Annotated in this window: 13 protein-coding genes; 5 read left to right on the top strand and 8 right to left on the bottom strand. The window is 68.9% G+C overall.

Annotation, left to right across the window (positions count from 1 at the left end; translation table 11 throughout):
- Positions 1-8 precede the first annotated feature (8 nt).
- Both entS and phoH2 read left to right on the top strand, forming a co-directional pair.
- Entirely contained in the window at positions 9-1262 is a 1254-nt protein-coding gene (gene entS / locus BLV31_RS19860) for an enterobactin transporter EntS (RefSeq protein ID WP_006553898.1), read from the top strand.
- Between the two features lie 325 nt (positions 1263-1587).
- On the top strand, positions 1588-2952 hold the full coding sequence (gene phoH2 / locus BLV31_RS19855) for an RNA 5'-3' helicase PhoH2 (protein WP_024103276.1): 1365 nt from the start codon (positions 1588-1590) through the stop codon (positions 2950-2952).
- Positions 2953-3006: 54 nt separating this feature from the next.
- Here the strand turns inward: phoH2 and BLV31_RS19850 are convergent, their stop codons facing one another.
- Positions 3007-3435 carry a carboxymuconolactone decarboxylase family protein gene (locus tag BLV31_RS19850; protein WP_064060525.1) on the bottom strand — a complete coding sequence of 143 codons (429 nt, stop codon included), beginning with the start codon at positions 3433-3435 and terminating at the stop codon, positions 3007-3009.
- A 91-nt stretch (positions 3436-3526) separates the two neighbouring features.
- A complete protein-coding gene (locus BLV31_RS19845; RefSeq protein WP_064060524.1) occupies positions 3527-3949 on the bottom strand; it encodes a limonene-1,2-epoxide hydrolase family protein in 423 nt (140 codons plus the stop codon).
- Between the two features lie 160 nt (positions 3950-4109).
- On the opposite strand from BLV31_RS19845, the gene BLV31_RS19840 reads away from it, so the two are divergent.
- A complete protein-coding gene (locus BLV31_RS19840; protein ID WP_232238033.1) occupies positions 4110-4700 on the top strand; it encodes an LGFP repeat-containing protein in 591 nt (196 codons plus the stop codon).
- A 125-nt stretch (positions 4701-4825) separates the two neighbouring features.
- On the opposite strand, the gene BLV31_RS19835 is transcribed toward BLV31_RS19840, so the two are convergent.
- Both BLV31_RS19835 and glpX read right to left on the bottom strand, forming a co-directional pair.
- On the bottom strand, positions 4826-6241 hold the full coding sequence (locus tag BLV31_RS19835; RefSeq protein WP_064060533.1) for a class II fumarate hydratase: 1416 nt from the start codon (positions 6239-6241) through the stop codon (positions 4826-4828).
- 134 nt (positions 6242-6375) lie between these two features.
- Positions 6376-7410, bottom strand: a complete 1035-nt coding sequence (gene glpX, locus BLV31_RS19830) for a class II fructose-bisphosphatase (RefSeq protein ID WP_006553904.1) — start codon at positions 7408-7410, stop codon at positions 6376-6378.
- A gap of 183 nt (positions 7411-7593) precedes the next feature.
- On the opposite strand from glpX, the gene BLV31_RS19825 reads away from it, so the two are divergent.
- Positions 7594-8163: a DUF4245 domain-containing protein gene (locus BLV31_RS19825; protein ID WP_024103281.1), complete on the top strand. Its 570-nt coding sequence runs from the start codon at positions 7594-7596 to the stop codon at positions 8161-8163.
- Positions 8164-8207: 44 nt separating this feature from the next.
- Here the strand turns inward: BLV31_RS19825 and BLV31_RS19820 are convergent, their stop codons facing one another.
- From BLV31_RS19820 to BLV31_RS19810, 3 genes are read right to left on the bottom strand one after another with little or no spacing between them, the layout of a single operon-like run.
- The gene (locus BLV31_RS19820; protein WP_033097244.1) at positions 8208-8471 is read right to left on the bottom strand and encodes an exodeoxyribonuclease VII small subunit; all 264 of its coding nucleotides are present in this window, start codon (positions 8469-8471) and stop codon (positions 8208-8210) included.
- Positions 8468-9733 carry an exodeoxyribonuclease VII large subunit gene (gene xseA, locus BLV31_RS19815; RefSeq protein WP_064060523.1) on the bottom strand — a complete coding sequence of 422 codons (1266 nt, stop codon included), beginning with the start codon at positions 9731-9733 and terminating at the stop codon, positions 8468-8470. Before xseA ends, BLV31_RS19820 begins: the two co-directional genes overlap by 4 nt.
- The gene (locus BLV31_RS19810; protein WP_006553908.1) at positions 9730-10434 is read right to left on the bottom strand and encodes a lipid droplet-associated protein; all 705 of its coding nucleotides are present in this window, start codon (positions 10432-10434) and stop codon (positions 9730-9732) included. Before BLV31_RS19810 ends, xseA begins: the two co-directional genes overlap by 4 nt.
- A gap of 99 nt (positions 10435-10533) precedes the next feature.
- Here BLV31_RS19810 and BLV31_RS19805 point away from each other — a divergent pair, with 99 nt between their 5' ends.
- Positions 10534-11532 (top strand): 4-hydroxy-3-methylbut-2-enyl diphosphate reductase, encoded by a 999-nt coding sequence (locus tag BLV31_RS19805; RefSeq protein WP_006553909.1) that lies wholly within the window; start codon positions 10534-10536, stop codon positions 11530-11532.
- 78 nt (positions 11533-11610) lie between these two features.
- On the opposite strand, the gene BLV31_RS19800 is transcribed toward BLV31_RS19805, so the two are convergent.
- A complete protein-coding gene (locus tag BLV31_RS19800) occupies positions 11611-12510 on the bottom strand; it encodes a DUF6542 domain-containing protein (RefSeq protein WP_248846201.1) in 900 nt (299 codons plus the stop codon).
- Positions 12511-12523 lie beyond the last annotated feature (13 nt).

The raw sequence follows: 12523 nt of genomic DNA, 5'->3' as shown, positions 1-12523 counted from the left end.
GCCCGGCAATGAGCAACGGCGCCCTCTTCGATCTGCGGCCGCTGCGCGAGAGCGCGGCCTTCCGCCGGATCTTCATCGCTCGCACCATCTCGATCTTCGGTATCGGGATGCTCATGGTCGGCGTACCGATCCAGGTCTACGACCTGACCGGATCGTCGCCGATGGTGGGTCTGGTCTCCGCGCTCGAAGGGGGCGCTGCGATCGGCGGCATGCTGCTCGGCGGCATGCTCGCCGACCGCTACAACCGCAAGTTCCTGATCCTGTTCGCCCGCACCGTCTCCGGTCTCACCTTCGTCGGACTGGCCGTCAACGCCGGTCTGTCGTCGCCCTCGGTGCCGGCGATCATCGCCCTGACGGTCGTCAACGGCCTGATCGGGTCGATCAGCATCGCGGCTCTGCTGGCAGTCGTGCCCACGCTCGTCCCCAAGGACCAGCTCGTCGCCGTCGGTGCGCTCAACGTGCTCAGCGCCCGCGCGGGAGCCGTCCTGTCCCCGGCGCTCGGCGGTCTCGTGATCGCGACGTTCTCGGTGGCGTGGAACTACTGGGTGGCCGCGATCGGCACCGCCGTGACCGTCACCCTGCTCTCGGGCCTGCCGGCGCTGAACCCACCGACGGCGGACGCCGGGCACGACGCCGACGCACCCGCGGAGACGGTGACCGGCTTCCTGCGCCGCGAACGCGTCGTCGGCGGGGTGATGATCGCCGGCGTCGTCGCCATGCTCGGCGGCGGTGTGCTCGTGCTCGTGCCGGCCTTTGCCGACGCGCGTTTCGAGGGCAATGCGGTCGCCATCGGCGTCATGTACGCGGCGATCGCGCTCGGCGCCGCCGCGGCCACGGTCACCAGTGGATGGCTCGGCCGTTCGGTGCGGCCCGGCCGCGTGCTGCTCACCGCCCTGGTCCTCGGATTCGTCGTCCAGGCACTGGTCGGCTTCACGTCCGTCCTGGCGCTCACCGTCGTGCTGCTCGTGATCGTCGGTGTGTTCGGGGCCGTGCAGGAGGTGCTGCGCTACTCGCTGATCCAGACGCACACGCCGCACACGCTGCTGGGCCGGGTGAACGGTCTGTGGTCCGCCCAGGAGGTCGCGGGCATGTCGGTCGGTGCGCTCGTCGCGGGTCTGTTCGGCGGCATCTTCGACGCCCCGGACGCGGTCGTCTGGTACAGCGCCGCGATGGCCGTCCTCGCGCTGCTCGTGACCCTGGTGCTGCGACGACTGCGCGGCGCGACGGTGGAACCGAGCGCGCATCCGGTGACGGTCGAGTGACCGTACGCCGCGCGATCCACGGGTTCGCGTTCCTGACGCAGCGGAGCCGACCGTGTTTGCTGGGGTTCAGGGGTACTTATGAGGTGTCGTTAACGCGATCTTCACCGACACGCTTCCTCCGCCATCGAGCGAATCGCCCGTATCGGGGTTAGCGTCGGGGGTGTAGGCGGCGCAGGTGCCGTCTACACGGGAGGTCCCTGATCGTGTGGCTGACACAGTCCGAGCGAGGGGGCCGGCACCGGGCCTCCGTGGTCGTGACGACACCGGGGACCCACCGGCCCACCGAATACGTCCGGGCGGTGCCGTCCGGGCCGAGGAGCCCCACGTGAACGCAACACGCTCCGTCCCCACCCGCTCCGGCCACGCCTCCGGTACCGCCGCTGCGAAAGAATCCGCTGTACGCACCTACGTGCTGGACACTTCAGTGTTGCTCTCCGACCCTTGGGCGGTCACCAGGTTCGCCGAGCACGAAGTCGTCCTTCCGCTGGTCGTGATCGGCGAACTCGAAGGGAAACGGCACCACCACGAACTCGGCTGGTTCGCTCGCGAATCGCTGCGCCTGCTCGACGACCTGCGGCAGCGGCACGGACGCCTCGACCAGCCCATCCCTATCGGGGACGAGGGTGGCACCCTCCACGTGGAGCTCAATCACACCGACCCCATGGTCCTGCCCGCGGGATTCCGCACCGACACCAACGACTCCCGCATCCTCGCGTGCGCCCTGAACCTGGCCACCGAGGGACGCGACGTGGTGCTCGTCAGCAAGGACATCCCGTTGCGCGTCAAGGCCGGTGCCGTCGGCCTCGACGCCGACGAGTACCACGCCCAGGACGTGGTGATCTCGGGATGGACGGGCATGACCGAACTCGAGGTCGACCGGACCCTCATCGACGAGATGTTCACCGAGGGCATCGTCGACATCGACGATGCGCGGGATCTGCCGTGCCACACGGGGATCAGGCTTCTCGGTGGCTCCTCCAGCGCGCTCGGCCGGGTCACCGCCGACAAGCGGGTGCAGCTCGTCCGCGGCGACCGGGAGGCGTTCGGACTGCACGGGCGCTCCGCCGAACAGCGCGTCGCCCTCGACCTGCTGCTCGACGAATCCGTCGGCATCGTCTCCCTCGGCGGCAAGGCCGGAACCGGAAAGTCCGCGCTGGCACTGACGGCGGGACTCGAGGCCGTCCTGGAAAGACGAACCCACCGCAAGGTGGTGGTCTTCCGGCCGCTCTACGCGGTGGGTGGGCAGGAACTCGGCTACCTGCCGGGTACCGAGGCCGAGAAGATGAATCCGTGGGGGCAGGCGGTCTTCGACACCCTCGAAGGACTCGCCAGCCCGGCGGTGCTCGAGGAGGTGCTCAGCCGCGGAATGCTGGAAGTGCTGCCGCTCACGCACATTCGCGGCCGGTCGCTGCACGATTCGTTCGTCGTCGTCGACGAGGCACAGTCGCTCGAACGCAACGTGCTGCTCACCGTCCTGTCGCGGCTCGGTGCGGGATCGCGCGTCGTGCTCACCCACGACGTCGCCCAGCGCGACAACCTGCGTGTCGGCCGGCACGACGGTGTCGCGGCGGTCATCGAGAAGCTCAAGGGACATCCGCTGTTCGCGCACGTCACGCTCACCCGCAGTGAGCGGTCGCCGATCGCGGCGCTGGTGACGGAGATGCTCGAGGAGTTCGCTCCGGGCGCCTGACGCCCGGGCACGGCCGACACGGCGCGTCCGGCAATGCCGGACGCGCCGTCGTCGTCAGGCCTCGTCGGAGGTGTCGGTGTCCTCGGGGAGAGGGCCGAGTTCGGTCTCGAGCACTTCCTGGACGACGCGCATCGCAGCGAGTCCGGCGGGAGCGCCGCAGTACGCCGAGCAGTGGATGACGGATTCGACGATCTCCGTGCGGTCGAGTCCGTTGCGCAGGGCACCGCGGACGTGTCCGCGCAGTTCGTTCTCGGCACGCAACGCGATGAGCATGCCCAGGTTGAGCAGGCTGCGGCTGCGGCGGTCCAGGCCGGGGCGCGACCACACGGCGCCCCAGGCGTGCTCGGTCACGAACTCCTGCATCGCCTCGGAGTCGGTGCCATGGGAACTCTCGAACGCCCGCTCGACGAAGTCGTCACCCATCACTTCGCGCCGGATCTCCAGACCCGTCGTGAATCCCGGAGTGTGCTCGGCGTCGGACATGTCATCGCTCCCTGCTGATCCGTCGCCGAACGGTTCGGCGACGAACGGATTCTATGCGGGCAGCCTCGGGAAGCGGTGAGGGCGAGGAGCGTCAGGAGCGACGCAGGACGGCGCGCAGGACGCCCACGACGGTTCCGCGGAGGAAGGTGAGGACGTCGAAGTGGTCGTCCCACACGGCGATCCGTCCGCCACGCACTTCGAAGGTGCCGCACACCCAGAACTCGATGCGCACCGGCCCGAAGCGCAGGATGTCGGTGCGTTCGGTGAGCACGATGTCGTCGTCGGCCGCGATGTGGTGGACGACGACGCCGAAGCCCATCGAAGGTCGCGCGAGACCTGCGAGGATCTTCCGGACCCGGGAGCCTCCGCGGATGGTGGGGAGCCAGGTGTTGTGCCATGCGATGTCGTCGGTGATCAGCGAGGCGGCGCGGTCGATGTCCTCGGCGGCCGTTGCCTCCAGGAAATCGGTCACCGTGGCGACGGCGTCGTGCGCGGTGACGGTCTGTGTGCTCATCGTTCTCCTCGGCGTCGGCTGCGTCGCATGGTAACGGCAGGAGACCTGGGGTGGGGCGGAATGGTGCACGGCACGGAATCACCGGAAACCGGGTTGTGTCGCCGAGGAGTCGGGCACCCTGAAATCAGGTACCCGTCCTCTCAGTGACAGGAGCGAACCGATGAATCGAATTCCCCGACGCAGAGCAGCGTTGGTGGCGGCCGCAGCGGCGATCGGACTGGTGGTCGCCGGTTGCAGCGACGACCAATCCGCGGAGGACACGGTGGGCAGCGCGACCAGCGCGGTCCAATCCGCCGCGGAGAGCGTGGCATCCGGGGCGGAGAGCGCCGTCGAATCGATCACGCAGGGCGACGATTCGCCCGAGGCCGACGAGCCCGCGGCGGATCGGTCCAGTGCGGTGCCGGGACCGGACGGCGAGCAGGTCGAACTCAGCGGGCCGATCCTGCAGAAGTACGCCGAGGTCGGCGGTGCGTCCAGCCCGCTCGGCGCCGCGACCGGCCAGCAGGAGGAAGTCGGCGACGGTTACGTCGCGGAGTTCGAGGGCGGCATCATCGCGTGGAGCCCCGACACCGATTCCCACATCGTGTGGGGTGAGATCCGCACGGCCTGGGAGGCCGCGGGTGGTGCCGGTGGCGACCTGGGCTTCCCGATCACCGACGAGGAACAGACCCCCGACGGTGCGCGAAGCAACTTCCAGTTCGGTTACATCACGTGGGCGCCCGGCGCCGGGACCGAGGTGGTCCAGGAGTGAGGTGACTCCCGGCTCGCTGAGCCCTCGCTATCCGCTCACGTTTTCGCCATCCGCTACAGCAATTGCTGTAGCGGATGGCGAAATTCGTAGCGGATGCAGGCGGGGGCCGGCCGGGACCCTGCGGGTCAGGACTCCTCGTCCACCCGCGTCATCGCCAGGACGTCGAGGCGGCGGTCCAGTTCCTCCTCGCTCAGGCGGTCGCCGACGAGGCCGCGGTCCACGACGGTCTGACGGATCGTCTTCTTCTCCTTCAGCGCCTCCTTGGCGACGGCGGCCGCCTCCTCGTATCCGATCGCGGAGTTGAGGGGAGTGACGATCGACGGCGACGACTCCGCCAGTGTGCGCAGATGTTCGACGTTCGCGACCAGCCCGGTGATGCAGCGATCGGCGAACAGTCGGGAGACGTTGGCGAGCAAACGAATCGACTCGAGGACGTTGCGGGCCATCACCGGGATGTAGACGTTGAGTTCGAACGCCCCGGCCGCGCCGCTCCACGCCACAGTGGTGTCGTTGCCCACCACCTGCGCGGCGACCTGCGTAACCGCTTCGGGAAGAACGGGATTGACCTTGCCCGGCATGATCGAACTACCGGGCTGCAGATCGGGGAGCTGGATCTCGGCCAGACCCGTGAGCGGACCGGACCCCATCCAGCGGATGTCGTTGGCGATCTTCGTCAGCGACACGGCGACGGTGCGCAGCGCCCCGGACACCTCGACCAGAGCGTCACGCGCGGCCTGAGCCTCGAAACTGTTGCGGGCCCCCTGCAACTCGTCGAGCCCCGTGGTCTCGACGAGCACGGCCACGACACGCGCCCCGAAATCCGCCGGTGCGTTGAGGCCCGTGCCCACCGCGGTACCGCCGATCGGCAGTTCGCCGAGGCGGGGGAGGGTCGCGCGGAGACGTTCGATCCCGGCCTCGATCTGGCGGGCGTAACCACCGAACTCCTGGCCCAGGGTCACCGGGACCGCATCCATCAGGTGCGTACGACCCGACTTGACGACCGCGCGCCACTCCTTCGCCTTCTCGGCGAGGGCACCGTGCAGGTGCTCGAGGGCGGGGATCAGATCCTTCACCGTCGCCTCGGTCGCGGCGACATGCGTCGCGGTGGGGAAAGTGTCGTTCGACGACTGCGACATGTTGACGTCGTCGTTGGGGTGGACCGTGACGCCGGCCTTCGCGGCGAGCGACGCGATGACCTCGTTGGTGTTCATGTTCGAGCTCGTGCCCGAACCGGTCTGGAAGACGTCGATCGGGAACTGGTCGTCGTACTCACCCGCGGCGATGGCATCGGCGGCCGCGACGATCGCGTCGGCCTTGTCGGGGTCGAGCAGACCCAGGTCCTTGTTCACCCGGGCGCAGGCGCTCTTGAGCAGACCCAGCGCGCGGATCTGTGCGCGTTCGAGTCCACGGCCCGAGATCGGGAAGTTCTCCACGGCGCGCTGCGTCTGGGCGCGCCACAAGGCGTCGACCGGAACCTGGACCTCGCCCATCGTGTCGCGTTCGATACGGAACTGCTGAGAAGACTGTTCGGTGTCGGTCATGTCCTCCACGTTATGCCGCCGGAACGAATGAGGAGGGGCACTGCACCAGAACTCGGTGCAGTGCCCCTCCTCGGAAGGATCGGTGACGATCAGGGCAGTGATGATCAGGGCAGTGATGATCAGGGCAGTGATGATCAGGGCATGGGCGGCGGGGAGCCGGCGACACCGTGGAAGTCGATGGACGAGAACTCGCTGAGCTTCTGCAGGCGGTGGTACGCCTCGATCATGCGGACCGTGCCCGACTTGCTGCGCATCACGATCGACTGCGTCTCCGCGCCCCCGGCGGAGTAGCGGACGCCGCGGAGCAGCTCACCGTCGGTGACGCCGGTCGCGCAGAAGAAGATGTTCTCGCCGGTGACGAGATCGGTGGTGGTGAGGACACGGTCGAGATCGTGTCCGGCGTCGATCGCCTTCTGGCGCTCGGCGTCGTCCTTCGGTGCCAGGCGACCCTGCAGCGCACCACCCATGCAGCGCATCGCGGCCGCGGCGATGATGCCCTCGGGGGTACCGCCGATGCCGAGCAGCATGTCGACACCCGAACCCGGACGTGCAGCGGCAATCGCGCCGGCGACGTCGCCGTCGGAGATCAAACGGATGCGGGCACCCGCCTCGCGCACCTCCCTGATGATCTGCGCGTGGCGCGGACGGTCGAGGATCGTCACGGTCAGGTCGGCGTGCGCGATGTTCTTCGCCTTCGCGACACGGCGGATGTTCTCCGCGATCGGGGCGGTGATGTCGATGACGTCGGCGGCCTCGGGACCGACGGCGATCTTCTCCATGTAGAACACGGCGGACGGATCGAACATCGCGCCCCGCTCGGCCACGGCGAGCACCGCGATCGCGCCGGGAGCGCCCTTCGACATGAGGGTCGTGCCGTCGATGGGGTCGACCGCGACGTCGCACAGCGGACCGTCGCCGTTGCCGACCTCCTCACCGTTGTACAGCATGGGCGCTTCGTCCTTCTCGCCCTCACCGATCACGACGACACCCTGCATCGACACGGAGCTGACCATGTGCCGCATCGCGTCGACGGCGGCGCCGTCGCCACCTTCCTTGTCGCCGCGTCCGACCCACCGGCCGGCCGCCATCGCCGCGGCCTCGGTGACGCGGACCAGTTCGAGCGCGAGGTTGCGGTCCGGAGCTTCGCGGCGTGGGGTGCTGGCCGTCATGGGCTACTGCCTCCTGGAGACTTTTCGGTCGACGCGGGTTGCGCCGGCAGGGGGAGCGGGCGCCGAGGGCGCCCGCACGATCCGTGTGTGTCGCGTGGCTATTGTCTCATCACGGCCGATGGTGTGGGCTGTCGGACCCGCCCGGCCTGAGCCTGCCCGTTTCGTAGCTGTCAGACTGGACGGGTGGCATCCAAGAAACCTCGCATCCTGCAAGACGGTCGAGATATGGCGTGGTCGCTGATCCCGCTGCTCGTGCTGATCCTCTTCATCGCGGCGATCGCCAGCCAGTGCGAGTTCAAGCCCGGCGGACCCACGGCGGGTCCCGTGCCGAGCTTCGACATCGATGCCGGCCTGAAGTACGACGCGGCGGAACTCGGATTCCCGATCCGCCACCCCGAGGTGCCCGAGGACTGGCAGCCCAACTCCGGTAGCCGCAGCATCGTTTCCGGTAACCAGGGCGGCGATTCGAGCACCGTCGGTTTCATCACTCCTGCAGGTCGCTACGTGCGCTTCACCCAATCGGATGCCGGTGAGGACGAACTGGTGCGATTCGTCGCCGGAGGTGCCCGCACCGCCACCGACACCAGGTCCGTCGAGGGCCACGACTGGGTGGTCTACGGCGGCGAGGGCGTCGAAGCGCTCTGGGTGTCGGACTTCGGCGACGTGCGCATCCTGATCGGTGGCTCCGGCGACGAGGCCGAGTTCACGACCCTGGCCACCGCCGCGGGCAGGGCCGAGCCCCTCGAACCCTGATCCGGGTCGGAGCGACCGAGCCCTGATCGTGAGCTCGGTCGAGGTCAGTCCTCGTCCTCGTACTCGTCGTCTTCGTCCTCGTCGTCCGCGAGGGAGAGCGCCTGCTCGACACGTTCGCGGGCGCCGGCGAGATGTTCCTCGCAGCGCTGCGCGAGTGCCTCGCCGCGCTCCCACAGCTGCAACGAGTCGTCGAGGTCGAGTCCGCCCTGCTCGAGCATCTTCACGACGTTGACGAGTTCGTCCCGAGCTCGCTCGTAGCCGAACTCCCGCACATCGGCGTTGGCGTCGTCGGTTCCCGCGTTCGTCACTGTCCTGATCTTCCTTGTCGTTCGTGTCCCATGACGGCGGCGCGGGCCGCGCCGTCCGCCACGCGCACTCGCAGCTGGGTGCCGATGGGCATCTCGTCGAGTGTGCGTACCACTTCGGGGGCGCTGCCCGGCACGATCCGCTGGACCACGGCGTAGCCACGCGCCAGGGTCGCCGCGGGCCCGAGGGTCGCCAACCGTGCCCGCAGGTGTTCGAGCGTCGACGATTGCGACGAGATCAATCGCGTGACGTCGCGTCGTGCCGCGTGCTGCAACCGCTCGATCTCCTCGTTCCGCCGGTCGAGATCGCGGAATGGATCGGCCAGGACGGGACGGTCGCGCAACTGTGCGATCACGTGTTCCTCGCGCCGGACCCAGTTGCGCAGCGCCGCCGCCGACCGTGCTCTCAGTTCGTCGACGAGATCGAGTTCGGCAACCGCATCGGGTACGACGCGCTTCGCGGCGTCGGTCGGGGTCGCGGCCCGCAGGTCGGCGACGTGATCACAGAGCGGACTGTCGGGCTCGTGGCCGATCGCGCTGACCACGGGCGTCGTACACGCGGCGATCGCGCGGCACAGCGCCTCGTCGGAGAAGGGCAGCAGATCCTCGACGCTGCCGCCGCCGCGGGCGAGGACGATCACGTCGACGTCCGGGTCCTTGTCGAGTGCTTCGATGGCGTCGATGAGTTGCGTGACCGCGGTCGGGCCCTGCACCGTCGCGTGGCGGACGTCGAACTGCACGGCCGGCCAGCGACGCTGCGCGACCGACAGCACGTCGCGTTCGGCCGCGCTGCCGCGGCTGGTGACCAGACCGACGCGGCGCGGCAGGAAGGGGAGGGGGCGCTTCAACCGCGGGTCGAACAGTCCCTCGGCCGCGAGCAACGCACGCAGTCGTTCGAGCCGCGCGAGCAGTTCACCGATACCGACGGCCCGGATCTCCGTGACTCGCAGCGCCAGACTGCCGCGGCCGGGCCAGAAGGTCATCTTCCCGAACATGATCACGCGGCTGCCCTCGGTGAGCGGCACCCCCGATTGCTGCAACAACTGGGGTGAACAGGTCACCTGCAGGGACATGTCCACCGACGGGTCGCGCAGGGTCAAAAACGCCGTCCGCGTCCCGGGGCGGGCGTTGATCTGCGTGATCTGCCCTTCGACCCAGATGGTGCCGAGCTTGTCGATCCACCCGGCGACCTTCTGCGCCACGGTGCGGACGGGCCAGGGCTGCTCCGCGGAGTTCGGGCGTGCCGCGTTCTGTCCGATCGTCACTTGTTACGCGCGCTCGTGATCCGGTTCGACAGCATCGTCACGAACGGAGTACGCGCGGCGTGAGCATTCTCGTATTCGAGCACCGCTGTGAGCTCGTCCACCGACAGTGCGCGCAGGCGGGCACGCAGTTGGGCGAGGGTCAGCGAGTCGTAGTCGAGGTATTCGACGATCTCGGAACGATCGTCGGAGGCGACCTTCGTGTCCGTGGTCTCGCCGATCTTCGTGACCTCGGCGTCTGCGGACTTCGCGGCGGCCTTCTTCGGAGCAGACTTCTCGGCTGCCGTCTTCTTCGCGGGCCCCTTCGTCGTCGCGGTGCCGGCCTTTACCGGTGCGGCCTGCTCGGCCACGGGTGCGTCGGCTTCGGTGGCCGGCGGGATCGAGTACAGGGCGAACCGGCCGGGAGCGCCGTTCGCGGCGCTGTTCGTCGAGGTCGCGGTCTCGTCCGAAGGGGTCGAGCCGTCGTCGTCGAAGGTCGCCCACTGTGCGGTCTCGGCGGGCTCCGCTCCGAAGATCTCGAAGAACTGGTCGCCCTTGATGGCGAACGAGGTCATGACCTGCTGCACTCGCATCGTCGTCTGCAGGATCTGGCTCACCGTCGTCATCGGCAACGAAACGGCTGTGCTCGGCAACTTGAGGGTCTCTTCGTACGCGGTGACAGCAACGCCGGCAGCCACCCGTGCCAGGAACGGTGGACGGATCATGCCCCAAGACTGCCCGATGATCGGCGTGATTGGTAGCCGGGGAGCACGTCGGCTGCGAGCTGGAAAGCCACACTCCGACGCGCCCCGTACTCTGGAGGTATGTCTGCGCCTGTTCCTCTCGAAGTCGGGATCACACGGTCCGCCGGTCTCTCCACCTCCGGAAAGCGCGTCCTGCTCGCCGAGCCGCGCGGCTACTGCGCCGGCGTCGACCGCGCCGTCGAGACCGTCGAGAAGGCGCTCGACAAGTACGGTGCGCCGATCTACGTCCGCAAGGAGATCGTGCACAACCGCCACGTCGTCGACACGCTCGCCGACCGCGGCGTGGTGTTCGTCGACGAGACCGACGAGGTGCCCGAGGGTGCCGTGCTCGTGTTCTCGGCGCACGGTGTGTCGCCCGCGGTCCACGAATCGGCCGCTGCCCGGCAGCTGCGCACCATCGACGCGACCTGCCCGCTGGTGACGAAGGTCCACCAGGAGGCCAAGCGCTTCGCCCGCGACGACTTCGACATCCTGCTCATCGGTCACGAGGGCCACGAGGAGGTCGAGGGCACCGCAGGTGAGGCCCCCGACCATGTGCAGCTCGTCGACGGTCCCGACGCCGTCGATTCGGTGACCGTGCGCGATCCGTCGAAGGTCATCTGGCTGTCCCAGACCACCCTGAGCGTCGACGAGACGATGCAGACCGTGCAGCGTCTGCGCCAGAAGTTCCCGCAGCTGCAGGATCCGCCGAGCGACGACATCTGCTACGCCACGCAGAACCGCCAGGTCGCGGTGAAGGCGATGGCGCCCGAGTGCGATCTGGTGATCGTCGTGGGGTCGCGGAACTCGTCGAACTCCGTGCGGCTCGTCGAGGTCGCCCTCGGTGCGGGTGCCCGGGCAGCGCACCTGGTCGACTACGCCAAGGAGATCGATCCGGCCTGGCTCGAGGGTGTCGAGACCGTCGGCATCACCTCCGGCGCGTCGGTCCCCGAGATCCTCGTTCAGGGCGTCGTCCAGTTCCTCGACGAGCGCGGTTTCCACGACGTGCAGTCGGTGACGACCGCCAACGAGACCCTGGTGTTCGCTCTCCCGCGCGAACTGCGCGCGTCGCGTCGCTGAACCGGGTAGTTCCGTAGAGCGAAGACGACCGGTCACCGCCGTGAATCGGCACGTGACCGGTCGTCTTCGTCGTGTGGGTCAGTCCTCGTAGCGGTCGCGGTACCGCACGCGCGGCGGCTCGTAGCCCTGCGTGGGTGCGGGGGAGGGCGCCGGTCGACCGGTGTCCGGCTCGGGTGCCGGACGGCGCCGCGGCTCGCGGACCTCCGGCTGCACCGGGTCCGCAGGTCGGGGAGCGCGGGTACGCCGGGGAGCGGGCTGCTCGGCGGCCGGGGATTCGGGACGGACGCGGCGACGGGATCGGGTGTCGGCGACCTCCCGGACCGACGCCTTCGCGGCCGGCGTCCCGCGGCCCGAAGCGGTGCGACGTGCATCCGCAGGGGTGGCCGTCGCCGGTCGCCCCCGGCCCGCACGCCTGGTCGGCCGGTCGTTTGCAGCGCGTGTCGGCCGGTCGCCCGCGGCGCGAGCGGGGCGGTCCTTCGCGGTTCCGGTCTTCGCTGCCCGCGGCTTCGCCCGCTCTCGCGGCGCACGGGCACGTACTCCCGTGTTCTGTCGGGTCACGAAGATCCGGAAACCGCCGATGGCCAGTGCCAGGAGTGTCGCCACCAGCATCGCCGGGAAGCGGTTCACCAGCGGATAGGCGACGTTGAGCGCGAGATCCTTCAATCCGCCGGTGCTGGCGGAGGAGACGATCTCCTGACCGATCGGCACCGCGAGGAGCAGCAGCAGAGGCGGCTGGGCCATGGCCGTGAACAGTCCGCGATAGCGCACCGCCACCACGGCCGCGACGCAGCCGAGCACGTAGAAGACAGTGAACGCAGAGGTCAGCTCGTTCCCGCGTGCGCTGTCGAGCAGCACCCCGAGAAGCGTCGTTCCGGCTGCGATCGCCACGGCACCCCACCAGGGCACACCGGGCACCGTAGGCACCAACGACCGCATGTCGAGCGGCACCGCCGAACGTGCACGTTGGGTTGCAGACACAACGTAGACATTA

This window comes from Rhodococcus pyridinivorans, assembly GCF_900105195.1.
Lineage (GTDB): Bacteria > Actinomycetota > Actinomycetes > Mycobacteriales > Mycobacteriaceae > Rhodococcus > Rhodococcus pyridinivorans.
This window is presented reverse-complemented; position numbering and strand designations above follow the sequence as displayed.

Coding starts and splice junctions, on each gene's coding strand:
- entS (WP_006553898.1), top strand. CDS start 9: ATGAGCAACGGCGCCCTCTTCGATCTGCGGCCGCTGCGCGAGAGCGCG.
- BLV31_RS19845 (WP_064060524.1), bottom strand. CDS start 3,949: ATGAGCACACAGACCGTCACCGCGCACGACGCCGTCGCCACGGTGACC.
- glpX (WP_006553904.1), bottom strand. CDS start 7,410: ATGACGGCCAGCACCCCACGCCGCGAAGCTCCGGACCGCAACCTCGCG.
- BLV31_RS19805 (WP_006553909.1), top strand. CDS start 10,534: ATGTCTGCGCCTGTTCCTCTCGAAGTCGGGATCACACGGTCCGCCGGT.
- BLV31_RS19850 (WP_064060525.1), bottom strand. CDS start 3,435: ATGTCCGACGCCGAGCACACTCCGGGATTCACGACGGGTCTGGAGATC.
- BLV31_RS19840 (WP_232238033.1), top strand. CDS start 4,110: ATGAATCGAATTCCCCGACGCAGAGCAGCGTTGGTGGCGGCCGCAGCG.
- BLV31_RS19835 (WP_064060533.1), bottom strand. CDS start 6,241: ATGACCGACACCGAACAGTCTTCTCAGCAGTTCCGTATCGAACGCGAC.
- BLV31_RS19810 (WP_006553908.1), bottom strand. CDS start 10,434: ATGATCCGTCCACCGTTCCTGGCACGGGTGGCTGCCGGCGTTGCTGTC.